Source organism: Duganella radicis (assembly GCF_009720825.1).
Classification (GTDB): Bacteria; Pseudomonadota; Gammaproteobacteria; order Burkholderiales; family Burkholderiaceae_D; genus Rugamonas; species Rugamonas radicis.
The window spans coordinates 21617-45823 of sequence record NZ_WNKY01000039.1 but is presented as its reverse complement, the minus strand read 5'-3'; the positions used below and the strand labels follow the sequence as shown (position 1 = coordinate 45823).

The 24207-nt window shown below is 62.7% G+C and carries 20 protein-coding genes; 6 read left to right on the top strand and 14 right to left on the bottom strand.

Features of this window, described 5'->3' with window-relative positions; all coding sequences use genetic code 11:
• Window positions 1–33: 33 nt before the first annotated feature.
• The 3 genes from cobA (at window position 34) to GM676_RS24425 (ending at window position 2302) form a co-directional block, all read left to right on the top strand.
• Window positions 34–753: a uroporphyrinogen-III C-methyltransferase gene (cobA, locus tag GM676_RS24435; RefSeq protein ID WP_155466775.1), complete on the top strand. Its 720-nt coding sequence runs from the start codon at window positions 34–36 to the stop codon at window positions 751–753.
• 80 nt (window positions 754–833) lie between these two features.
• Entirely contained in the window at window positions 834–1535 is a 702-nt protein-coding gene (locus tag GM676_RS24430; RefSeq protein ID WP_155466774.1) for a hypothetical protein, read from the top strand.
• On the top strand, window positions 1535–2302 hold the full coding sequence (locus GM676_RS24425; RefSeq protein WP_371866358.1) for a glutaminyl-peptide cyclotransferase: 768 nt from the start codon (window positions 1535–1537) through the stop codon (window positions 2300–2302). The genes GM676_RS24430 and GM676_RS24425 overlap by 1 nt, the downstream gene beginning before the upstream one ends.
• Here GM676_RS24425 and GM676_RS24420 read toward each other — a convergent pair.
• A complete protein-coding gene (locus tag GM676_RS24420) occupies window positions 2286–3137 on the bottom strand; it encodes a LysR family transcriptional regulator (protein WP_155466773.1) in 852 nt (283 codons plus the stop codon). The genes GM676_RS24425 and GM676_RS24420 overlap by 17 nt on opposite strands.
• A gap of 87 nt (window positions 3138–3224) precedes the next feature.
• Between GM676_RS24420 and GM676_RS24415 the strand changes: the two genes are divergently transcribed.
• Window positions 3225–3716 (top strand): lipocalin-like domain-containing protein, encoded by a 492-nt coding sequence (locus GM676_RS24415; protein WP_229262848.1) that lies wholly within the window; start codon window positions 3225–3227, stop codon window positions 3714–3716.
• On the opposite strand, the gene GM676_RS24410 is transcribed toward GM676_RS24415, so the two are convergent.
• The 3 genes from GM676_RS24410 to lptF are packed head-to-tail and all read right to left on the bottom strand — an operon-like array spanning window position 3693 to window position 6354.
• Window positions 3693–4082 carry a sirohydrochlorin chelatase gene (locus GM676_RS24410; protein WP_155466771.1) on the bottom strand — a complete coding sequence of 130 codons (390 nt, stop codon included), beginning with the start codon at window positions 4080–4082 and terminating at the stop codon, window positions 3693–3695. The two genes, GM676_RS24415 and GM676_RS24410, sit on opposite strands and share 24 nt — an antisense overlap.
• Window positions 4082–5251: an LPS export ABC transporter permease LptG gene (lptG, locus tag GM676_RS24405; protein WP_155466770.1), complete on the bottom strand. Its 1170-nt coding sequence runs from the start codon at window positions 5249–5251 to the stop codon at window positions 4082–4084. Before lptG ends, GM676_RS24410 begins: the two co-directional genes overlap by 1 nt.
• Complete coding sequence (gene lptF / locus GM676_RS24400; RefSeq protein ID WP_229262847.1) at window positions 5248–6354, bottom strand: LPS export ABC transporter permease LptF; 1107 nt, start codon at window positions 6352–6354, stop codon at window positions 5248–5250. The genes lptG and lptF overlap by 4 nt, the downstream gene beginning before the upstream one ends.
• 114 nt (window positions 6355–6468) lie before the next feature.
• Between lptF and GM676_RS24395 the strand changes: the two genes are divergently transcribed.
• Entirely contained in the window at window positions 6469–7962 is a 1494-nt protein-coding gene (locus GM676_RS24395; RefSeq protein ID WP_155466768.1) for a leucyl aminopeptidase, read from the top strand.
• A 6-nt stretch (window positions 7963–7968) separates the two neighbouring features.
• Here the strand turns inward: GM676_RS24395 and GM676_RS32830 are convergent, their stop codons facing one another.
• The 3 genes from GM676_RS32830 to GM676_RS24380 all read right to left on the bottom strand — a co-directional run bounded on the left by GM676_RS32830 (window position 7969) and on the right by GM676_RS24380 (window position 10772).
• Window positions 7969–9678 carry a methyl-accepting chemotaxis protein gene (locus GM676_RS32830; RefSeq protein ID WP_308936700.1) on the bottom strand — a complete coding sequence of 570 codons (1710 nt, stop codon included), beginning with the start codon at window positions 9676–9678 and terminating at the stop codon, window positions 7969–7971.
• Between the two features lie 136 nt (window positions 9679–9814).
• Window positions 9815–10258 (bottom strand): hypothetical protein, encoded by a 444-nt coding sequence (locus GM676_RS24385; RefSeq protein WP_155466767.1) that lies wholly within the window; start codon window positions 10256–10258, stop codon window positions 9815–9817.
• Between the two features lie 103 nt (window positions 10259–10361).
• A complete protein-coding gene (locus GM676_RS24380; RefSeq protein ID WP_155466766.1) occupies window positions 10362–10772 on the bottom strand; it encodes a phiTE_015 family protein in 411 nt (136 codons plus the stop codon).
• Between the two features lie 393 nt (window positions 10773–11165).
• Between GM676_RS24380 and xth the strand changes: the two genes are divergently transcribed.
• Window positions 11166–11930 (top strand): exodeoxyribonuclease III, encoded by a 765-nt coding sequence (gene xth, locus GM676_RS24375; RefSeq protein ID WP_155466787.1) that lies wholly within the window; start codon window positions 11166–11168, stop codon window positions 11928–11930.
• Here the strand turns inward: xth and GM676_RS24370 are convergent.
• The 7 genes from GM676_RS24370 to prpC form a co-directional block, all read right to left on the bottom strand.
• Window positions 11927–15166 carry a bifunctional diguanylate cyclase/phosphodiesterase gene (locus GM676_RS24370; RefSeq protein ID WP_371866357.1) on the bottom strand — a complete coding sequence of 1080 codons (3240 nt, stop codon included), beginning with the start codon at window positions 15164–15166 and terminating at the stop codon, window positions 11927–11929. The genes xth and GM676_RS24370 overlap by 4 nt on opposite strands.
• A 133-nt stretch (window positions 15167–15299) precedes the next feature.
• A complete protein-coding gene (locus GM676_RS24365; protein ID WP_155466764.1) occupies window positions 15300–16964 on the bottom strand; it encodes a cation acetate symporter in 1665 nt (554 codons plus the stop codon).
• Window positions 16961–17269, bottom strand: coding sequence for a DUF485 domain-containing protein (locus GM676_RS24360; protein WP_155466763.1), 309 nt, complete (start codon window positions 17267–17269; stop codon window positions 16961–16963). Before GM676_RS24360 ends, GM676_RS24365 begins: the two co-directional genes overlap by 4 nt.
• Before the next feature lie 71 nt (window positions 17270–17340).
• Complete coding sequence (locus tag GM676_RS24355; RefSeq protein ID WP_155466762.1) at window positions 17341–19212, bottom strand: propionate--CoA ligase; 1872 nt, start codon at window positions 19210–19212, stop codon at window positions 17341–17343.
• Window positions 19213–19258: 46 nt separating this feature from the next.
• Entirely contained in the window at window positions 19259–20455 is a 1197-nt protein-coding gene (gene prpF / locus GM676_RS24350; protein WP_155466761.1) for a 2-methylaconitate cis-trans isomerase PrpF, read from the bottom strand.
• On the bottom strand, window positions 20456–23053 hold the full coding sequence (gene acnD / locus GM676_RS24345; protein WP_155466760.1) for a Fe/S-dependent 2-methylisocitrate dehydratase AcnD: 2598 nt from the start codon (window positions 23051–23053) through the stop codon (window positions 20456–20458).
• Complete coding sequence (prpC, locus tag GM676_RS24340) at window positions 23050–24198, bottom strand: bifunctional 2-methylcitrate synthase/citrate synthase (RefSeq protein WP_155466759.1); 1149 nt, start codon at window positions 24196–24198, stop codon at window positions 23050–23052. Before prpC ends, acnD begins: the two co-directional genes overlap by 4 nt.
• Window positions 24199–24207: the final 9 nt, after the last annotated feature.

The following is a 24207-nucleotide window of genomic DNA, read 5'->3' as shown; positions in this document are numbered from 1 at the left end:
TGACGGTGCCACAGCCGACAAAAGAATCCCCCCATGGCCACTCCCGGAAAAGTATATTTGATCGGCGCCGGCCCCGGCGCCCAGGATCTCATCACCCTGCGCGGTGCGCGCCTGCTGGCGCAAGCCGATATCGTGCTGCACGATGCGCTGGTAACGCCCGAGATGCTGGAGCTTTGCCCGCAAGCGGAAAAGATCCCGGTCGGCAAACGCAGCGGCCAACGCTCGGTGGCGCAGCAAGTCATCAACCAACAACTGGTTGATGCGGCCGGCCGCGCCAGGCTGGTGGTGCGCCTGAAAGGCGGCGACCCGATGATGTTCGGCCGCGCCGACGAAGAGCTGCGCGCGCTGGAGGAGGCCGGCATCGAAGCCGAAATCGTCCCCGGCATCACCACCGCGCTGGCCGCGGCGGCGGCCACCAAGCAGCCGCTGACCAAGCGTGGCGTGGCGCGCAGCGTGGCCTTCTTCACCTCCTCCACCGCGCCGGAACACTCGGACCACGACGCCATTCCGGAAACCGACACCCTGATCCAGTACATGGGCGGCCGCGAAGCCATCGCCACCGCCGAACGCCTGCTGGCCCACGGCCACGCGGCGGACACGCCAGTGGTGGTGATCGAAAACGTCAGCCGCGCCGACCAGCAGATCCAGCGCATCACCATCGCCCAGCTGACGCAGGGCCTGGGCACGCCGCACGGCCCGGTGCTGGTGATGATCGGCGAAGCCATGCGCCCGCGCGAGCATCAGCGAGATTAGCAAGACAATAGTCACGCAACTCCGCGCCTGAGTTCCATTTTTCGGTATTAGAATAGCCATTCCCACCAATCGAGGTAGTAATGGACATTGTTCAAAGACTGGAAAGCGCCTGGCAAACCCACGCCGAGGGCAATTTTGAAGCCGCCCTGCGGGAATATATCGCCCTGTTCGATGCCGCCGATGCGGCCTCGCTGCGCCTGTCCTATGTGCTGGCCGCATGGGCCAAGCTGGCGGAGGAATACCTGCCGGCCCACCACGCGCTGGTCGAGCTGCGCAACCGCCTGACGGCCGAACTGCCGTCCGCGCCCCAGCTGTTCCACGACATCCGCGTTATCAACGACAAGCTGGGCGACCTGCAAAACACCTACCACCTGTTTCAAAGCCTGCCGGAAGCGCAGGCGCAGCAAAACGCCCGCGCCGCCCTGCCTTCCATCATGGCCTGCGGCGACTATGCGCTGGCGCGCCGCTACCTGCCGCAGCCCGAGCATCACTTGGCGCTGGCGGCCATGCAGCTGAATGAACTGAAGAACAAGGTCAACGTACTGACCACCGAAGGCATGGCGGAAATGCTGGCCGATGTATTCAACTACACCACCGAAGTGGCATTGGTGCTGGACTTGCTGAACGGCTGCGGCGATACTGCTGCGGCGGCGATCGCGCGCCAGCAAGCCGTGTCGCTGGTGCAGTCGCCGGAAGCGCGCGCGTGCGTGCAGGCGGAGCTGGACGCTCCCGGCACCACGCTGGACGCCATGGTTGAACTACAAAATTCGGTGACCGCATAGTGAACAAGATTTACGCTCAAGCCCTCCTCTTCACCTCCCTGACATCCGCCGCGGCTTCGGCCGCGGTGCCCACCTACGATTACAAAGTGGTGCGCAGCTACCCGCACGACACGCAAGCCTTCACCGAGGGCCTGCTGTACCGCGACGGTGTCCTGTACGAGAGCACAGGCCTGAACGGCAAATCGTCGATCCGCAAAGTCGATCTGGCCACAGGCAAAGTCCTGCAAAGCAAAGACATCCCGCCGCAGTATTTCGGCGAAGGCCTGACGGCATGGGGCGACACGCTGGTGGGTCTGACGTGGCAAACCCAGACCGGCTTTGTGTTCGACCTGAAGACCTTTGAATTGAAAAACCAGTTCGCCTACCCCGGCGAAGGCTGGGGCCTGACGCAGAACGGCAAAGAGCTGATCATGAGCGACGGCACCTCCACGCTGCGCTTCCTCGATCCGAAAACCTTCCTCGAAGTACGCCGCATCAAAGTCACGGCCGACGGCATCGCCGTCGATCAGCTGAATGAGCTGGAAGTGGTGGAAGGCGAAATCTACGCCAACATCTGGCACACCAACACCATCGCGCGCATCGATCCCGCCACCGGCAAGATCACCGGCTGGATCGACTTCGGCAAGCTATACCCCGAAGCCGGTAAAGGCCCCAACGGCGAAAACGTCATGAACGGCATCGCCTACGACGCCGCGGCCAAGCGCCTGTTCGTCACCGGCAAACTGTGGCCGAAGATCTATGAGGTAAAGATCATTCCCCGGAAGTGAACAAAGCGATGATCTCGTCCGCGACGGCACGCACCGGCGCCGCGCGGCGCACGTCCTCGTGCATGACGATCCAAAGCTTGCGCTTGACCGGGCAGGCCGGTGCGGGGATGTCCACCAGCGCTTCGGCGCGGAAATAATCCGGCAGCACCGCCACCCCGCACCCAGCGACAGCGGCCTGGAACAGCGTGCCCAGGTCATTGGACCGCAGGCAGTAGCGGCGCTCGCCGCGCACCTTTTCCAGCCACAGATGCTGCGGCGTGTGTTGCAGCAGTTCGTCATAGCCGAGAAACTCCCACTGCGCCGGCGCGCGCCGGGCCAGATATGCCTCGCTGGCACACAGCCGGTAAGCCACCGTCGCCAGCGAGCGCACCGTCAACCCGGGCGCGGTGGGCCGGTTGTAGCGCAGCGCGATATCCGATTCGCGCCGCATCAGGTCCGTCTCGCGCGTTTCTCCCCGCAAGTCCAGCTCAACGCCGGACAGGCGATGCAGCGCCGGTTGCAAGCGCGGCGCCAGCAACCAGGACGCCAATGCCGGCGGCGCCGACACGCGCACCTTGCCTCGCACCGCCGCCGCGCCGCTGGCCGCGCGCATCAATCCGTGCAGATTGTCCTCCATCTGGCGCGCATGCGGCACGAGGGCGCGGCCTGCGGCGGTAAGCGACCATCCTTTGGGAAAGCGATCAAACAGTTTGACGGCAAGCGCGGTCTCCAGCGCGTCGATACGGCGCGCCACCGTGGTGTGCTCCACGCCCACCGCGCGCGCGGCGCCGGACAGCGTGCCGGCATCATGCAAGGCAAGGAAAAAGCGCAGGTCGTCCCAGTCTGGTTGGCTCATTGTGCAATTATGCACACAAAATGCACATATTTAGGGAATTTCGTTCAGCCAGCAACAGCGCTATCGTATCTTTTTAAGGAGATGACGATGAAACTGTTGAACCGTATGTTTTGCCTCTTCATGTGGGTGCCAGCCCATCAGGCGGCACTGGCTGCCCAGCCCTTTCCACTGGCCGGCACATGGACGCTGGTGGCGGCCGACCGTCTGCTGCCCGATGGCAGCCGCGTGCCGGACTACGGCGAAGCGCCGGCCGGCCTGATGATGATCGATACAAACGGCCGCTATGCGGTGCAGATCTACCAGCGGGGACGCCCACGCTTCACGGGCGGCGACAAGAAGAGCGGCACGGCGCAGGAATTCCGCGCCGCCGTGGAAGGATCGAGCACGCATTTCGGCCAGTTGGCCATCGACGAGCCTTCGCACACGCTGACCTTCATCATTGAAAGCGCGGCGTTTTCAAACTGGGAAGGCACGCGGCAGGAACGTCGCTATACGTTGAAAGGCGATGAACTAAGCTATCGCGTGCCGGCGCGGCCGGACGGGCATGTACCGCTGTCAGTCTGGCGCAGGCTGAGATAAGGCGCCAACGCAATAGTCGGATAGCGCTTGCAGCACGGCGGCGTTTTCGCCCGCCGCTTCCACCACCTTGACGCTGACCTGCGGATAGGCCACGCGCAGGTCGTCCAGCATCACCGGCAGGTCGCGCAGCACATGGCCGCCCTGCCCCAGGAATACCGGCACCACGGTGATGTCGTTGATGCCATCGGCCGTCAGCGCGGCCACCAGTTCAGGCAGGCGCGGCGACATCAGTTCCAGAAAAGCCAGCTCCACCCGCACCTGCGGCTCGCGCGCCCGCGTCAGGTCGCGCAGGCGCTCGAACGGTGCGGCCCACGATGCGGCGCGGGCGCCGTGTGCAAACAAAACCAGTGCGCGTTGTGTCGTCATCAGTGTCTCTCCACCCACCACATGGCCCATATCGCCAGCAGCAGGAACAATAAACTCGGCGCGATCGCGGTCAGGATCGCCGGCCAGGTACTCAGCACGCCAAGGTGCGAGAACAAGGTATTCACCAGCAGGAAGCTCACCCCCAGCATGATGCCGAGGAAGATCTTCAGGCTCACGCCGCCGCTACGCGTGTGCAGGTAGCCGAACGGCAGCGCCAGCGCCATCAACACAAAAATCGCCAGCGGATCGAACAGCTTTTTCCAGAACGCGATCTTGAAGCGTTCGGTCTCCTGTTTGTTCTCTTGCAGGTGGCGGGTGTACACCGCCAGCTCGTTGGCCGACATGCGCTCCGGATCGGAACGCGAGACCGACAAAATCTTCGGCGTGATCTCGGACAGCAGATCCTTGCTCTCGCTGCGGCGCGTTTCGATCAGGCCCGACTCCTGCGCGAAGTTATTCTCCAGATTGGCCAGGCTGTCCGGCTTGAGCAGCTGCGGATTGATGAACAGGTTTTCCGTCACATCCTTCAACAGCCACTTGTTATTGCCTTGGAAGGTGCCCGACTTGGCCAGCGTGATGGAACGCAGGCGGAAGTTGGTGTCGAATTCGTACAGCTTCACATCGATCAGCGTGCCGTCCGGACGCACCTCGCGCACGTTGAAGAAGCGCGAGCCCATGACGGTACCGGTCATGCCTTCCGACTTGACGATATCCTTGGTCCACAAGCCGGAACGGAACTCGGTGGAGATGGCCGCGCCGCGCGCGGTCAGCTTGATTTTTTCCGCCAGCGGCGCGGTGCGCGGCACCACCAGTTCGCCGACGATGAAGGTCAGGATCACCAGCACCAGGCCGATCTTGGCCAGCATCCAGGCCACCATGCGGGTCGACATGCTGGACGCGCGCATGATGGTGAATTCCGAGGTGGCGGCGAATTGCGCCATGGTGTAGATGGTGCCGATCAGCGCCGCCAGCGGCATCACTTCAAACACGTGGCCCGGCAGCTGCACCAGCACATACAGGAAGGCGTACTGGATGGCGTAGCCGTTCTTGCCGACCTTGGGCAGCTCGCCGGTCAGGTCCATGAAAGCTTGCAGCGCCAGGAAGGCCACCAGTACAAAGGCCACGGCTTGCAGTATCGAGACCGCGAAATAGCGTTGCAGGATTTTCATTGCGGGACGACTTTCTTATTGGCGTGGCGGGAGCGCTTGAGCGCGGCCAGCAACGCCAACGGGTGATAACGATGATTCAGGTTCAGGCGCCATGCGAACAGGCCAAACACCAGCAGCAGCGCCACCACGTGCAGCGGCCACCACGAGACCACGAACGCCGCCTTGCCCTGGCGGACGCTGGCCTCGATCAGCTTGACGAAGTTGTTATAGCTGAAGAAGATCAGCAGCGCGATGATCAGGTTGGCCGAGCTGCCGGCGCGCGGATTCACAAAGCCCAGCGGAATCGCCAGCAGGATCAGCACCAGGCAGGTAAGCGGCGAAGCGGCGCGCCACAGCAGCTCGGCGCGCGCGGCGTTGCTGGTGTCGTTCAATAGTTGCATGGTGGGCGTGCTGTCGGTATCGCGGTCGCCATCCAGTTCCTGATTCTGATTGGTCACGCGCATGCTGTAGCTTTCGAACTCCATGGTCTGGAAGTCGGCCTGGCCCGGCACGCCCTGATAGCGGCGGCCGTTTTTGAGCACCAGGTATTTCTCGCCTTTCGGCCCGGTGTTGATCACGCCTTCGCGCGCGACGATGACGGCGGTGCCCTTCTCGTCGACCGTGTTGACGAACACGTTCTGCACCACCGCCGATTTGCCGGCCACACCCTCCACAAAGAAGATGCGGTTGGCCGATGCCGATTCCTTGAACTGGCCGGGCGAGACTTTTTGCAGGTCTTCGCGCTTTTCAAAGCGCTCCACGTACTCCGAACTTTTCTGCTTGGCCCATGGCGTGGCGACAAAACTCAGCACGCCGGTCAGGAACACGATGGGCAGGCCAAAAGTCAGAACCGGGACGACCCAACGCGTCAGCGACAGGCCGGACGCGAACCACACCACCATCTCGGAATCGCGGTAGGTCCGCGTCACCACCATCAGCACTGAAATAAAGCTGGTGAGGATGAGGATAGTTGGCAGATAATTCAGCGTTGCGAACACGATCAGCGCGATCACGTCGCTGGACGCCACCTTGCCGCCCGCGGCCTTGCCGAGGACTGCGATCAGGGTCCAGGTAACGCAGATGCTGAACAGGACCGTGAAGGAGGCGCCGGCCGTGGCGGCCATTTCACGTCGTAGGGCGCGTTGGAAGATCATTGAAGATTATAATTCGGTAGTTTGGCCCATATATAAGCTGTATGGGCCACAGGTTTTAAGTACGTACACGACACGGAGAATCAAATGGACTTTAGCATAAAAGCATTCGACACAAAAAACACCATCGCTACGGCCAAAGCCGGCGTCATCGCGGTCGCGGTCTTCGAGAACAAGAAGCTGTCGCAAGCCGCCAAGGCGCTGGACGGCGCTGGTGAAATCACGGCTGCGCTGAAGTCCGGCGACATCACCGGCAAAACCGGCACCACCCTGCTGCTGCGCGGCCTGAAAGGCGCCGCCGCCGAGCGCGTGCTGCTGGTGGGCCTGGGCAGCGACGACGCGGTCAGCGAGAAAAGCTTCGCCGGCGGCGTGGCCGCGGCACTCAAGGCTTTCTCCACCCTGGGCACGAGCGACGCTATTATCGCACTGCCGATGACCGAAGTGAAAGAGCGCGACGTTAATTGGGCGATCCGCAACGTGGTGCAAAGCGCCCATGAATCGGTGTTCCGCACCGATGGTCAAAAGAGCAAGAAGGACCCGGCGGCGGCCGGCGTGAAGAAGATCGCCCTGGCCGTGCCAGGCAGCACCGCCACCAAGCTGGCGCTGGCGCAAGCCGTGGCCATCGCCAACGGCATGGACCTGACCAAGGAACTGGGCAACACCTCGGCCAACGTCTGCACCCCGACCCACCTGGCCAACGTCGCCAAGAAGCTGGGCAAGGACTACAAGTTCGACGTCGAAGTGCTGGACCGCAAACAGCTGGAAGCGCTGAAGATGAACAGCTTCCTGTCGGTCACCAACGGCAGCGAGCAGCCGCCGAAATTCATCGTCATCAAGCACATGGGCGGCAAGGCCAAGGACGCGCCGGTGGTGCTGGTCGGTAAAGGCATCACCTTCGACACCGGCGGCATTTCGCTCAAGCCGGGTCCTGGCATGGACGAGATGAAGTACGACATGGGCGGCGCCGCTTCGGTGCTGGGCACCTTCCGCGCCATCGGCGAGATGAATCTGAAGCTGAACGTGATCGGCATCATCGCCTCGTGCGAGAACATGCCGTCGGGCCGCGCCACCAAGCCGGGCGACATCGTCACCTCGATGAACGGCCTGACCATCGAGATCCTGAACACCGACGCCGAAGGCCGCCTGATTCTGTGCGACGCCCTGACCTACGCCGAGCGCTTCAACCCGGCCGCCGTGATCGACATCGCCACCCTGACCGGCGCCTGCATCGTCGCCCTGGGCCACCACAAGAGCGGCCTGTTCACCCGCGACGACGAAGCGCACAACAAACTGGCCGACGAGATTCTGGCCGCCGGCAAGAACGCCAGCGACACCGCATGGCGCCTGCCGATCGGCGAGGAGTACAACGAGCAGCTGAAGTCCAACTTCGCCGATCTGGCCAACATCGGCACGCCGGGCGGCGCGTCGTGCACGGCGGCGGCGTTCCTGGAGAACTTCACCCGCAAGTACACCTGGGCGCACCTGGATATCGCCGGCACCGCGTGGAAATCGGGCGGCAACAAGGGCGCGACCGGCCGTCCGGTGCCGCTGCTGTCGAACTTCCTGATCAACCGTGCGTAAGCGCGGTTAGAACTCTTCCCAGTCTTCGGCGCCGGCGGCCACGCGCCGGCGCGCCGGCGCCGTGATTCTGACCGGCGCGGCCGGCGTCTTGCGACGCGCCAGCGGCGACACCACCGCTGTCCTGGCGGTACCGCCATGCGCGCCATCGAGCTTGAACATGCCAACCATCCCCACCAGCCCGCTCGCCTGATCCTGCAAGGACGCGGCGGCGGCGCTGGCCTCCTCGACCAGCGCGGCGTTCTGCTGGGTCACATGGTCCATCTGGGTCAGCGCCTGGCTGACCTGATCGATGCCGGCGCTCTGTTCCTGCGTGGCCGAGCTGATCTCCTCCATGATATGGGTAACGCGCTGAATGCTGCCGACGATGTCGTCCATCGTGGCGCCGGCCTGGTCGACCAGTCGCGTGCCTATTTCGACCTTCTCCATCGAATCGCCGATCAGGGCCTTGATTTCATGGGCCGCCGAAGCGCTGCGCTGGGCCAGGTTGCGCACCTCGGTGGCGACGACGGCAAAGCCGCGCCCCTGCTCGCCGGCGCGCGCCGCCTCCACCGCCGCGTTCAACGCCAGGATATTGGTCTGGAAGGCAATGCCGTCGATCACGCCGATGATATTGCCGATTTTGCCAGCCGATTCGTTGATCGAGCCCATGGTGCCCACCACCTGCGCCACCACGCTGCCGCCCTTGAGCGCGATGGCCGACGCCGAGGCGGCCAGCTCGTTGGCCTGGCGCGCGCTGTCGGCGTTCTGCTTGACGATGGAGGCCAATTCATCCATCGACGACGAAGTTTCCTCCAGCGCGGCGGCCTGCTGCTCGGTACGGGAAGACAGGTCCAGGTTGCCGGCCGCGATCTGCACCGAGGCCGATTCGATGGCGCCGGCGCTGTCGTGCACCTGGCCGACCATGTTGGCCAGGCCGTCGCGCATGGTCTTCATCGCGAACACCACGCTTGAACGGTCGTCCGGCGCGGTATCGATCTCGACGCTCAGGTCGCCGGCGGCGACGCGGGTGGCGATGCCGGCGGCGTAGCCCGGTTCGCCGCCCAGCTGGCGGGTCAGGCTGCGGGTGATCAGCACCGCCGCGACCACGCTGCACAGCAGCGCCAGTCCGCCGAGGAGCAGCATCAGCGAGCGGGTCTGCTGATAGGATTGCTTGATGGCGGCCGCCCCCTCAACGTTTTGCGTTTCCTCGATGGCGGCCAGTTCGCGCAGCAACTCCCACCATTTTTTCTGCACCGGCCGGAATTCAAACCGCAGCAATTGATAGGCCTCGGTGTTTTTCTTCGCCTCGATCAGCGCCTTGGCCTTGGCGACGAAGGGCGCGGCCAGTTGCGCCTGCTGCTTGATTTTGTCGTACAGCGCCATCTCCTCGGGCGAGGTGCCGCGCTGGGTGGCGAACATCTCGCCCAGCTTGTTTTGCGCCTGCTCGTACTTTTCGCTCTGCGCAACGATGCGCTTGAACTCGATCTGGATTTCCTCCTGCTGCTCCTCGGACAGCAGGATCAGATTACGCAACGCCAGCGCGCGCTCGGTCACCGTCAAATCCATTTTCGCCAGCAGCTTGGACTGCACGCTGTTGACATCGACAATGTCCGTCACCTGCTCCTGCATCCGCCCCATGCGGTAGATGCCGAACAGCGTCACGATGGCCAGCAGCAGCGCCACCAAACCAAATCCCAAGCCCAACCGCGTTACCACCTTCATACCCGAAATACGCATACCCGCCTCATGAATAAGATAGTATCAAAAACAACATTCCCAATAATAACAAGAATTTCCTCATAGAAATATAGGGAAATTCCTACCACCTTGTAGGGAAATGCGGGAGGGGCGGGCGAACGCGTGGGGTGATAAGTCAATACAGGGTCACGCCGGGCGCCGGCGGCGGCCCTTCTTCCTTGTCCTGCGCGGGATGCATGACGACGGTCAGCGTGGCCGGATAGTCGTAGCCCGCGCCGGTATTCTTGTCGATGACGTAGCCCACGCCGGCCGTCAGCGCCAGATTGCCCCACAAATTACCGTCCACCTTGGACTCCACCTTCTCATAGGCCCAGCCCTTGCCGGCCTTCTGGCAATCGATGCGCAGCGGGCCGGCGCTCTTGCGCAGCGTGACACGGCCCGGCGTGGTGACAAACCATTTGCCCACATCGTTGTACAGCACGCAACCGACCCCGGCGATCTCGCGGTGATCGAGCACGGTTTGCACCAGCACGCTTTGCTCGGTGGATTCTGTAAGGGAAGCGCAGCCTGCCAGAACGGCAAGGAGCGCGGTGACCGCGGAGGCGGGGCGGAAATACATGGTCTGTCTCAGGAAAATGGAGTCAGACCAGTGTAACAGCCCGCCGGCGGGTTTATTCGCTTGATCAAGCGGCGTAAAGCGTTGCACTTTACGCCTTGCGGCATCACGCGTTGTGGCGGTCCGGAGTCTTGACAGCGGCTGGCGTCTCGGCCTGCTCCTGCTGTTTCTTTTTCAGGCCCTGCACCACCTTCAGGATGTCGTCCATGCCGCGCTCACCGCCCAGCGACGAGAAAGCATCCAGCACTTCGTTCAGCACCTGGTTGCGCACCGCGGCTTCATCGGAATTGATGGCCGGTGGGCGTTGCAGCGCTTCGGCAGCGCGCTTTTCAGCGGCGGCGGCCTCCTTCTGCGCGGCGGTCTTTCGGCCGCCCGGCGGTTTGCCGTGCTCCAGTGCAGCCTGCCAGATCACCCAGCGGCGTTGCGTTTCGAAGACCAGATATTCATCCGGCTTGTCTTCACGGCGTCGGACAATGTGACCGTCGCGCTGTGCCCATGCTTCAAATGCAGATCGCATTTTCTGTTCCTTTGTAAATGCGCCAAGCGCCATTCACTATAAAAAGACTATTGTTTCCGTATAGTATCACTTATTGCGCCCTCGCAATACATAAATGACCCCACGTTGACTATTTTTTAGTTGCTAAGTGGAAACAAAAATTTTCCACTTAATTTGTATCAGTATATTTCTATTTTGTTACTTTGTCTTGCCTTTCGGTTCTATTTTGACAACAATGAGACAGTATTGGCAATTTTTTTCTGATTTCACACATTTTGCAACATTTTAGGCCCATGAAGCCGTGAGCGAAAGGGTTTTTCATGTTTTTTCATACAGCTTTACAAGTCGACAATGAGGTCGGTTAAATGGGGATGCGGTAAGATGCGTTTTACCGAACCCAGCATGAAAGAAAGTATGAAATTAGCCACATGGAATGTTAACTCTTTGAACGTAAGACTGCCGCACGTTATGAAGTGGCTAGAGGAAAACCCTACCGATGTGCTCGCAATTCAAGAAACAAAATTAACTGACGACAAGTTTCCGCTGGCCGAACTGGAGGCCGCCGGTTACCACGTTGCCTACACCGGCCAGAAGACCTACAACGGCGTGGCCATCATTTCCCGGCTGCCTATTCACGATATCGTCAAGAACAATCCAAAGTTTGAGGACGCGCAGCAGCGCATCATTGCCGGTACCATCGATGGCGTGCGCGTTGTGTGCGCTTACGTACCCAACGGCCAGGCGGTGGGCTCGGAAAAGTTTGAATACAAGATGGCGTGGCTGAATGCCTTCCACGACTGGATCAAGGAACAGGCGGCGCAATATCCGCAGCTGGCGGTGGTCGGCGACTACAACATCGCGCCGGAAGACCGCGACGTGCACGACCCGGCCGCGTGGGAAGGCATGGTGCATGTGTCGCCGGAAGAGCGCGCGCAGCTCAAGCGATTGCTGGAGATTGGCCTGACCGACGCCTTCCGCATGTTCGAGCAGGCCGACAAGTCGTTCAGCTGGTGGGACTACCGCAGCCTGGGCTTCCGTTTGAACAAAGGCTTGCGCATCGATCACCTGCTGCTGTCGGATGCACTGAAACAGCGCTGCACCGCCTGCATCATCGACCGTGTGCCGCGCAAATGGGAACAGCCGTCGGATCACACGCCGGTGATCGCCACCTTCGCTTAAGAACGCGGCAGCAGCAGCTGGGCCGTGGCGTGCGGCACCGGCTGCGAGAACAGATAGCCTTGCGCGTACTGGCAGCCGTGGCGCTGCAATAGCGCGTACTGCCCTTCCGTCTCCACGCCCTCCGCCACCACCGACAGCTGCAAGCTGTCCGACAGCGCGATGATGGCCGCGACGATCGCCTGGTCTTCCGCGCTGTCTTCCAGATCCTTGATGAAGGCGCGGTCGATCTTGATCTTCTTGACCGGGAAACGCTTGAGGTAAGCCAGCGAGGAATAGCCGGTGCCGAAATCGTCGATCGACAGGCGGATGCCCATGGCGTTGATGTGGCCGAGGATTTCCAGCGTCTGCTCGCCGTGCTCCATCAGCGCCGTTTCCGTGATTTCGAATTCGATCAGCGCCGGATCGATGGCGGTGTCGTCGAGGATGCCGCGGATCGATTCCACCAGCCCGCGATGCATGAACTGGCGCGGCGACAGGTTGACCGCCAGCGGCACCGGCGCCAGTCCCTGGCTTTGCCACAGCATGCTTTGCTTGCAGGCCTGGCGTATCACCCACTCGCCGATGCCGACGATCATGCCGTTTTCCTCGATGATGGGGATGAACTGGTCCGGCGTCACCAGTTCGCTGCCGCCGCGCCGCCAGCGCAGCAGCACTTCCATCGCGTGCAGGCGGCGCGTGCCGATGTCCATGATGGGCTGGAAATACAATTCAAATTCATTGGCCGCCAGCGCGCCGCGCAGGCTGGACTCCAGTTCGAAGTGGCGCGCCGCCGTCTGGTTCATCGCCTCCTTGAAGAACTGGTAGTTATTACGGCCACTGGCCTTGGCGTGGTACATGGCGCCGTCGGCATTGCGCATCAGCGTTTCGACGTCGGCGCCGTCGTCCGGATACACGCTGATGCCAATCGATGGCGTGATGTGCAGATTGCGGCCCTCCAGCGGGAAGCTCTCGGACAGCGCCTCGATGATCTTCTCGGCCACCTGGCTGGCCTCTTCGGCGGTGCGGATGCCCGGCACCAGCACCACGAATTCATCACCGCCCAAACGGGCCACGGTATCGCTGGCGCGCACCGCCCGGCACAGGCGGTTGGCCACTTCCTTCAGCAGCTGGTCACCTATCATGTGGCCGAGCGAATCGTTGATGGTCTTGAAGCGGTCAAGGTCGATGAACATGACCGCCAGTTTGCGCTCGGTGCGCTGCGCGGCCAGCATGGCGCGGTCCAGCCGGTCCGACAACAGCGCCCGGTTCGGCAAGCCGGTCAGGCTGTCGTGGTACGCCATGTGGTGCACGCGCGCCTCGGCCTGACGGCGCTCGACGATTTCGCCTTGCAGCTGGGCGTTGGCGCCCGCCAGTTCGGCCGTGCGCTCCTGCACCCGCAGTTCCAGTTCATCACGCGCGCGCGCCACCGCTTCCGCCGCTTCGCGCCGCGTGGTGATGTCATCCACCAGCCATACCGAACGGCCATTGGCCTCGGCCAGGTCGAACGGCCGGCCGGACAGGCGCGCCCAGAAGGTGCTGCCATCCTTGCGCACCAGTTGATACTCGGAGACGTTGACCTGGCGGACACGGAAGTCGCGCGCGGTTTCGGCGCGCGCCTGTTCCCACGCCACCTTGTCGGCGTAGAAGGCCTGCACGCTGAGGTGATTCATCTCGCCCGGCCCGTATCCGAACAGCTCTTCCATCTTGCGGTTGCAGCGCAGGTTGCGGCCATTCTCCACCACCGAGATGCCCAGCACCGCGCTGTCCAGGATCGCCTGGTTCTCCAGCAGCGCATTGCGCAGCGCTTCCTCGGCGCGCTTTTGCTCGGTGCGATCCTCGATCACCCAGATGGTGCCGGCGGTCGGGTCTTCGGGATTGACCACGTAACCGATCAGCTGCGCCCACAAGGTGGTATCGTCGGAGCGGCGCATCTCGATCTCGGTCTGGAACGGCTTGCCGATCGAGAGGAAGGGATACGCCTCGCCCCCCAGCTTGTCGTAGGCTTCCTGCGATGGATACAGCGCACGTCCGGGCAGACCCAGGCCGGAGGTTTCGGTGTAGCGGAACATCTCGGCAAAGCCGCGGTTGTAGCGGGTGATGACACGGTTCTTGGTGAACAGGATGCTCATCGAGGCGTTGGTCATGATGGCCTCGACCTCCATCTGCGTTTGCCGCGAGTGCGTGACGTCTTCCAATATCCAGATGGTGCCGCCGCCGCGATGCTCATCGTCCACCGCGCGGGCGCGCACGCGGCACCAGAACAAGCTGCCATCCTTGCGCTTGAATTCGTGCGCGTCTTTCTCGAACGGCTGGCCTGAGCCCAGCAGCGGCCCGGCCGCCTGCCCGAACGCCTCGTAGTCCTGCTCCGATTTGAACAGGATCAGCGAAGGCTGCCCTTCCATCTCGCCCGGCGCGTAGCCGAACATCTGCGCCATGCGCGGATTGCAGCTCTGCATGCGTTGCGAACGGGTGAACAGGATGCCCACCGAGGCGTTATCCAGAATCGCCTTCTGCTCCAGCAGCATGCGGCGCAGCTTTTCCTCGTCCAGCCGGTGCTCGTTGATGTCCTCCATGATCCACATATTGCCGTCGGCGGTGTGCATCGGATCGATGGCGCGGCCGTACAGGCGCGCCCAGAACAACGAGCCGTCCTTGCGGCGCACCTGGATCTCGGCGGTGTGGGACAGGCCCTGCGCCAGCTTCGGCCCGGCCTCCTGTCCCAGCTTGATGAAGTCGGCCTCGCTCGGATAAACGATGACACTGGACGCGCCTTCCAGTTCGTGGCGGCTGTAACCCAGCATTTCAGCGCAGCGAATATTACATTCGAGGATAACGCCGTCCTTGCTGAACAGGATGCCGACCGCCGCATTTTCAAGAATGGCGCGCTGCTCCAGCAGTGTCTTGCGCAGCGCCCGCTGATCGCGCTGGGCTTCGGTGATGTCGTGGAAGACGATGGTCAGGCCATCGATATCGGCGGACGGCGGCAAAGGCTTGGACCAGGCTTGCACCGATACATACTGGCCGTCGGCGCAGGTGAGGCAGCTGTCCCAGCGCCCGGCGCCATGCAGGTGGGCCAGGCTGGCGGCACGCACATGGCGTGCGAACAGGTCGCCCACCGGACGGCCGCAAGGGTCGGCGCCCAGCAACGCTATCAAGGCGGTATTCGCAGCCAGCACGACGCCATCCGCGCTGCAAGCGCAGGCGGGCACGCCGATCAACGCCAGCGCGTCGGCTACGAAGTCGGAATTGGTGGGCACTTGATACCTGGGCAGCATAGTTGGCAGATGATAAACCACATTACTGGCCACCGCCATCAAACCCGTTTGCGCGCGCTCCTAAAAACGACAATGCCCGGCGAACCGGGCATTGTCGTATCACTTGCTTTTTTTATCAGTGCGCTGTGGCGCCGGCAGCGCCGATGCCGGTCTCGGAACGCATCTGCTGCGCTTCATAGCCGGCGCGGTCTATGCGCGCGCGGCCGCTCTTGTCCAGCAACGAGAACACCACGATGCAGACGAAGGCCAGCGGCATCGAGAAGATGGCCGGCGAGGCATACGGGAACAGCGCGCTGCCGTGGCCCAGCACATCCACCCACACCGACTTCGACACCAGCGTCAGGCCCACGGCGGTAATCAGGCCGACAAAGCCGCCGATGGTGGCGCCGCGCGTGGTGCAGTCCTTCCACAGCACGGACATGAACAGCACCGGGAAGTTGGCCGACGCCGCGATCGCAAACGCCAGCGACACCATGAAGGCGATGTTCTGCTTCTCGAACACGATGCCCAGCACCACGGCGACGATGCCGAGGATGATGGTGGTGATCTTCGATACTTTCAGCTCGCTGCCGGCTGGCGCCTTGCCCTTCTTGATGACAGTGGCATACAGGTCGTGCGACACGGCCGACGCGCCGGACAGGGTCAGGCCGGCCACCACAGCCAGGATGGTCGCAAACGCCACCGCCGAGATAAAGCCGAGGAAGACGTTGCCGCCAACAGCTTTGGCCAGGTGCACCGCCGCCATGTTGTTACCGCCCAGGAGCTTGCCCGCAGCGTCCTTGAACTCCGGATTGGTGCTGACCAAAACAATGGCGCCGAAACCGATGATGAAGGTCAGGATGTAGAAGTAAGCGATCCAGGTGGTGGCCCAGAACACCGACTTGCGCGCTTCCTTCGCGCTTGGCACGGTGAAGAAGCGCATCAGGATGTGCGGCAGGCCGGCGGTGCCGAACATCAGCGCCATGCCGAACGAGATCGCGGAGACGGGGTCCTTGATGAAGGTGCCAGGGCCCATGATGGCTTCCTTGTTGGCGTGCAGTTCCACCGACTTGGCGAACAGCGCCTCGGGGCTGAAATTGAACTGCGCCAGCACGGCAATCGCCATGAAGCTGGCGCCGCCCAGCAGCATCACGGCCTTGATGATCTGCACCCAGGTGGTGGCGGTCATGCCGCCGAACAGCACGTAGATCATCATCAGCGTACCGACCAGCACCACGGCGACCCAGTATTCAAGGCCGAACAGCAGTTTAATCAGCTGGCCCGCCCCCACCATCTGCGCGATCAGGTAGAACGCCACCACCACCAGCGTGCCGGAGGCGGAGAAGATGCGGATAGGTTCTTGCTTGAAGCGATACGCCGCCACGTCGGCAAACGTGAAGCGGCCCAGATTACGCAGGCGTTCCGCCATCAGGAAGGTGATGACGGGCCAGCCGACCAGGAAGCCGATGGCGTAGATCAGGCCATCGTAACCGTTAAGGAATACCGATGCGGAGATGCCGAGGAAGGAAGCGGCCGACATGAAGTCGCCCGCGATCGCCAGACCGTTCTGGAAGCCGGTGATGCCGCCACCGGCGGTGTAGAAGTCGGCGGCGGAGCGCGTCTTGGCCGCAGCCCATTTGGTGACGAACAGTGTGAACACCACGAACACGGCGAACATGATGATCGCGGTCCAGTTGGTGGGCTGTTTGACGGCCTGACCAAGGTCGCCGCCTGCCGCGAAAGCGGCGCCGCTGGCGGCCATCAGCATCAATGCCGCGGCGTTGCGTTTGATGGCGTTCATGCTTTCACCTTGTCGTGGATGGCTTGGGTCAGCTCGTCGTAGCGGCTATTGGCGCGGCGGACGTAGACGCCGGTCACCAGCACGGTAAACACGATCACGAACAAGCCGATCGGCATGCCCCAGGTCATGACACCGTCGCCGGTTTTTTTGGCGAGGAATTCTTTGTCGAATGCGATCAGCAGGATGTAGCCGTAATAGACCACCATCATGAGCGCGGTGAGTATCCAGCCGAAGCGGGAGCGCTGGCGCACCAACTGCTGATAATTGGGATCGTGTTTGATCTTTTGAACCAGATCGTCTTGCATTGTGTGTCTCCGTTAAAGCGCTCTTCTATCCGAGCTTGTGCCCAGCATAGAAGAGCAGCCTTACCGGCGCCTTACATCAACGCACGTTGTATCTGCTGCAGGGACGATGGATCTTCAATCGAGGTGAGGTCGCCGGGATTGCGGCCTTCGCAGATCGCCTGGATGGAGCGGCGCAGCAGCTTGCCGGAACGCGTCTTCGGCAGTTGCGTAACGAAGTACACGCGCGCCGGCCGCGCCACCGCGCCAAGCTGGCGGTCCACCACCGCCATGATGTCCTGCTCGCTGGTGGCCGCGCTGGCATCTTTCAGGATCGCGAAGGCCACCGCCACCTGCCCCTTGATCTTGTCCTCCACGCCCACCACCGCCACTTCGGAGACGTTGGGATGGCTGGTGATGGACTCCTCGATCTCGCGCGTGCCGAGCCGATGGCCGGCGACATTGATCACATCGTCGGTGCGACCAAGGATGAAGTAATAGCCATCCCCATCGCGCACGCCCCAGTCGAAGGTCGAATACAGCATTTTGCCGCCATGTTGCGTCCAGTAGGTGTCGACAAAGCGCTGGTCGTTGCCGTACACGGTTTGCATGCAACCCGGCGGCAGCGGACCTTCGATCATCACCACGCCTTTTTCATTGGTCGCGCATTCCGTGCCGGTGGTTTCGTTCACCAGCCTGACCTTGTAGCCATACATCGCCACGCCAGGGCTGCCGAGTTTTGTCGGCGCGTCTTCGATGCCTTTGGCGATGGAGAGGATCGGCCAGCCAGTTTCGGTCTGCCAGTAGTTGTCGATGACCGGCACGCCGAGCTCACCGGCGATCCAGCTGGAGGTGGTTTCATCCAGCGGCTCGCCGGCCAGATACAGCGCCTTCAAGGACGATTTGTCATGCTTGCGCATGAACTCCGGTGGCTGCTTGCGCAGCACGCGGATGGCGGTCGGCGCCGAGAACATGCGTGTGACCTTGTACTTCTCGACGATGCGCCACCAGATGCCGGGATCGGGACAGATTGGCAAGCCCTCGTACATGATGGTCGCCATGCCCGCGATCAGCGGGCCGTAGACGATGTAAGAGTGCCCTACCACCCAGCCAATGTCGGAGGTAGCGAAAAAGGTTTCGCCGGCGCGGCCGCAGAAGTTGTGTTTCATCGACGCCGCCAGCGCCACCGCATAGCCGCCGACATCGCGCTGCACGCCTTTCGGCTTGCCGGTGGTGCCGGAGGTGTACAGAATGTACGAAGGTTCGTTCGATTCCAGCCACGCCACCGGCACCTGCGCCGCCAAATGCGATGCGCGCAGCGCGGCGTAGTCGACGTCGCGGCCCTCGACGCGATTCATCGGCGCCAGGCCGCGATCCACCAGCAGCACGCGCGCCGGCTTGGCCGAGGCCAGTCCGATCGCCTCGTCCAGCAGCGGCTTGTAGGGAATCGCCTTGCCGTTGCGCGAGCCGGCATCGGCCGAGACTATCAGCACCGGCTTGGCGTCGTCGATGCGGCTGGCAAGGCTGTTGGCGGCAAAGCCGCCGAACACCACCGAGTGCACCGCGCCAATGCGCGCGCAGGCCAGCATGGCGAATGCGGCTTCGGCGATCATCGGCATGTAGATCAGCACGCGCTCGCCCTTGCGTACGCCGAGCGACTGCATCATGGCCGCCCAGCGCTGCACTTCCGCGCGCAGTTCGTTGAAGGAGTAGCTGCGCTCCGTGTTGGTTTCGGTGGAGATGGCGATCAGCGCGGGCTGGTCGCCCTGCCCGCCGGGCAAGCACCAGCGGTCCACCGCGTTGTGACAGAGGTTGGTCCGTCCACCCACGAACCAGCGGGCAAATGGTGGATTTGAATAATCCAGTACCTGGGTGAACGGCGTGTTCCAATCAATGAGCGCAGCTTCGTCCTGCCAGAATTGTTCAGGCGTGACGATAGAGCGCAGATAAAAATCAGCGTACTTCATGTCTCCTCCAAAGGTTACCCCCGTCGTTCCGGCGGCAGGCGCCAACTCAATTAACCGGTACGCGCACCCAGCCTTCCATCAGTACTCGCGCGCTGCGGCTCATTACCGCTTTTGTCACGCTCCATTCTCCGTTCCGTCGCACCGCCTCGGCGCCGACCCGCAAGGTGCCGGACGGATGGCCGAAGCGCACCGCGCCGCGTTCACCGCCGCCCGCCGCCAGATTCACCAGCGTGCCCGGAATCGCGGCGGCGGTGCCGATGGCGACAGCGGCCGTGCCCATCATGGCGTGATGCAGCTTGCCCATCGAAAGCGCGCGCACCAGCAAGTCGATATCCTCCGCAGCCACCGGCTTGCCGCTGGACGCGGTGTACGATTTCGGCGGCGCCACAAACGCCACCTTGGGCGTGTGCTGGCGTGTGGCCGCCTCGCTCAAGTCCTTGATGAGACCCATGCGCAGCGCGCCATGTGCGCGGATGGTTTCGAACATCGCCAGCGCCCTGGCGTCACTGTTGATGGCGTCTTGCAGCTCGGTGCCGGTATAGCCGATGGCGTCGGCGTTGATGAAGATGGTCGGAATGCCGGCGTTGATCATGGTCGCCTTCAACGTGCCGACGCCGGGGACCTCCAGGTCGTCCACCGGTTGGCCGGTAGGGAACATGGAATTTGACACATTCGCGTCTGCGCCTTCTTCCTCCGCCGCCGGGTCCATGAACTCCAGTTGCACTTCGGTTGCCGGGAAGGTCACGCCATCCAGTTCAAAATCGCCGGTCTCCTGCACCTCGCCGTTGGTCATCGGGATATGGGCGATGATGGTCTTGCCGATATTGGCCTGCCACACACGCACCACCGCCACGCCATCGCGCGGCACGCGGGCCGGATCAACCAGCCCGCCGCTGATGGCGAACGCCCCCACCGCTGCCGACAGGTTGCCGCAGTTGCCGCTCCAGTCGATGAAGGCCTGGTCGATGGAGACTTGGCCGAACAGGTAGTCGACATCGTGGCCGGGGCGCGTGCTCTTCGCCAGGATCACAGTCTTGCTGGTGCTGGAGGTGGCGCCGCCCATGCCGTCGATCTGCTTGCCGTAGGGGTCCGGGCTGCCGATCACGCGCAGCAGCAGTTGATCGCGCGCGGCGCCCGGCTGCTGCGCCGCTTCCGGCAGATCCTGCAAGCGGAAGAACACACCCTTGCTGGTGCCGCCACGCATATAGGTGGCGGGAATTTTGATTTGTGGTTTGTGCGTCATTTAAGCTGCCTTTGCCGATTCGAGGAAGTCCTGCGCGAAGCGTTGCAGCACGCCGCCCGCTTCGTAGATCGACACGTCTTCCGACGAGTCGAGGCGGCAGGTCACCGGCACCTCCAGTCGCTCGCCATTGCGGCGGTGGATCACCAGCGTCAACGTGGCGCGCGGTGCGCGTGCGCCGATCACGTCGTAGGTCTCGGTGCCGTCCAGCGCCAGCGTCAGACGATTCACACCCGGCTTGAACTCCAACGGCAGCACGCCCATGCCCACCAGGTTGGTGCGGTGGATGCGCTCAAAGCCTTCCGCCACAATCGCCTCCACACCCGCCAGGCGCACGCCCTTGGCCGCCCAGTCGCGCGACGAGCCCTGACCATAGTCGGCGCCGGCGATCACGATCAGTGGCTGCTTGCGGTCCATATACGTTTCGATAGCTTCCCACATGCGGGTGATTTTGCCTTCCGGCTCCACGCGCGCCAGCGAACCGGCTTTCACATTGCCGTCCGCGTCGCGCACCATTTCGTTTTTCAACGTTGGATTGGCGAAGGTGGCGCGCTGCGCGGTCAGGTGGTCGCCGCGATGGGTGGCATAGGAGTTGAAGTCCTCTTCCGGCAGGCCCATTTTGTGCAGATACTCGCCGGCGGCGGAATTCATCATGATCGCGTTCGACGGCGACAGATGGTCGGTGGTGATGTTATCGCCCAGCAGCGCCAGCGGACGCATGCCTTTCAGCGTGCGCTCGCCTGCCAGCGCTCCCTCCCAGTATGGCGGACGGCGGATATAAGTCGATTGCGGACGCCAGTCGTACAGCGGCGCGGCGCGCTCGCCGCTATCTTCGCTGCGCGCGAACATCGGAATGTAGACTTTGCGGAAGTGATCCGGCTTCACCGACGAAGCGACGATGGCGTCGATCTCTTCATCGCTCGGCCACAGGTCTTTCAGCGTGATGGCTTTGCCGCTGGCATCGTGTCCCAGCACATCCTTCTCGATATCGAAGCGGATGGTGCCGGCGATGGCGTAAGCCACCACCAGCGGCGGCGAGGCCAGGAAGGCCTGCTTGGCGTAGGGATGGATACGGCCGTCGAAGTTGCGGTTTCCCGACAGGACGGCGGTGGCGTACAGGTCGCGCTCCACTACCTCCTGCTGGATCACCGGATCCAGCGCACCGGACATGCCGTTGCACGAGGTGCAGGCATAGGCCACCACGCCAAAGCCCAACTTTTCCAGTTCCGGCATCAGGCCCGCTTCTTCCAGATACAGCGTGACGGCTTTCGAGCCCGGCGCCAGCGAGGACTTGACCCACGGCTTGCGCAGCAGGCCGGCCTTGTTGGCGTTACGCGCCAGCAGACCGGCGGCGATCATGTTGCGCGGGTTATTGGTATTGGTGCAGCTGGTGATGGCGGCAATGATGACCGCGCCATCCGGCATCTTGCCCGGTTCATTTTCCACCACACCCGAGATGCCGCGCGCCGCCAGATCGGTGGTGGCCACGCGCTTGTGCGGATTGGATGGGCCGGCGATGTTGCGCACCACGGTGGACAGGTCGAACATCAGTACGCGCTCGTATTCCGCGGTCTTCAGGCTGTCCGACCACAGGCCGGTGTGCTTCGCGTAGTTTTCGACCAGTTCCACCAGCGCGTCATCGCGGCCGGTCAGCTTGAGGTACTTGATGGTTTGCCCGTCGATGGAGAACATCGCGGCGGTGGCACCGAATTCGGGTGCCATGTTGGAGATGGTGGCGCGGTCGCCCAGCGTCAGCGCGGTCGCGCCTTCGCCGTAGAACTCCAGATAGGCCGATACCACTTTTTCCTTGCGCAGGAATTCGGTCAGCGCCAGCACGATGTCGGTGGCGGTGATGCCCGGCTGCGGCCTGCCACTCAGCTCAACGCCGATGATGTCCGGAAGACGCATCCACGAGGCACGGCCCAGCATCACGGTCTCCGCTTCCAGCCCGCCGACGCCGATGGCGATCACGCCCAGCGCATCGACCATCGGCGTGTGCGAGTCGGTGCCGACCAGCGTGTCCGGATAAGCCACGTCGTCCGTCACTTGAATCACCGGCGACATGCGCTCCAGATTAATCTGGTGCAGGATGCCATTCCCCGGTGGGATCACGTCCACGTTCTGGAATGCCTTCTTGGTCCAGTCGATGAAGTGGAAGCGGTCTTCGTTGCGGCGGTCTTCGATGGCGCGGTTCTTGTCGAAGGCGTCGGGATCGAAGCCGCCGCATTCCACCGCCAGCGAGTGATCCACCACCAGCTGCGTCGGCACCACCGGATTGACCAGCGACGGATCGCCGCCCTGGTCGGCAATGGCGTCGCGCAGGCCGGCCAGATCGACCAGCGCGGTCTGGCCCAGAATGTCGTGGCACACCACGCGCGCCGGGAACCATGGGAAGTCCAGATCGCGCTTACGCTCGATCAGCTGCGACAGCGAGGCGTTCAGCATGGCCGGATCGCAGCGGCGCACCAGGTTTTCCGCCAGTACGCGCGAGGTGTATGGCAGTTTGGCCCAGGCGCCTGGCTGGATGGCGTCGACGGCTTCACGCGCGTCGAAGTAGTCCAGTTGGGTGCCCGGCAAGGGCTTGCGGAAATTGGTGTTCATTTGCGGTCCTTGATCGGGACGAATTTCAGGTCCTCCGGGCCGACGTAGTTGGCGCTTGGGCGAATGATCTTGTTGTCGATGCGCTGTTCGATGATGTGCGCCGACCAGCCGGAGGTGCGCGAGATGACGAACAGCGGCGTGAACATCGCCGTCGGCACACCCATCATGTGGTAGGACACGGCCGAGAACCAGTCCAGGTTCGGGAACATCTTTTTGATTTCCCACATCACCGATTCCAGACGCTCGGCGATATCGTACATTTTGGTGGAGCCGGCTTCTTCGGACAGCTGGCGTGCCACTTCTTTAATGACGACGTTGCGTGGATCGGAAACGGTATACACCGGGTGGCCGAAGCCGATCACCACTTCCTTGTTGGCGACGCGGCTGCGGATATCAGCTTCGGCTTCGTCCGGATTGTCGTAGCGCTTCTGGATTTCGAACGCCACTTCGTTGGCGCCACCGTGTTTCGGGCCGCGCAGCGCGCCAATCGCGCCGGTGATGGCCGAGTGGATGTCGGAGCCGGTGCCCGAGATCACGCGGCTGGTGAAGGTGGAAGCGTTGAATTCGTGTTCCGCGTACAGGATCAGTGAGGTGTGCATCGCGCGCACCCACGAATCGCGCGGCTTCTCGCCGTGCAGCAGGTGCAGGAAGTGGCCGCCGATCGAGTCGTCGTCGGTTTCCACTTCGATGCGCTTGCCGTTATGGCTGTAGTGGTACCAGTACAGCAGCATGGAGCCGAAGGACGCCATCAGGCGGTCGGCGATGTCGCGCGCGCCGGGCGTGTTGTGGTCATCTTTTTCCGGCAGCACGCAGCCCAGCACGGAGACGCCGGTGCGCATCACGTCCATCGGGTGGGCCGATGCGGGCAATGATTCCAGCGCCGACTTCACGGCTTGCGGCAGGCCGCGCAGGGATTTCAGTTTGGCTTTGTAGCCTTTCAGCTCGGAGGCGGTAGGCAGTTTGCCGTGCACCAGCAGGTAGGCGATTTCTTCGAATTCGCAAGTGGTGGCCACGTCCAGGATGTCGTAGCCGCGGTAGTGCAGGTCATTGCCGGTTTTGCCGACGGAGCACAGCGCGGTGTTACCAGCGGCGACGCCGGACAGGGCGACGGATTTTTTTGGTTTGAAGGTGGTGGCTTCGGTCATTTTAGTGTC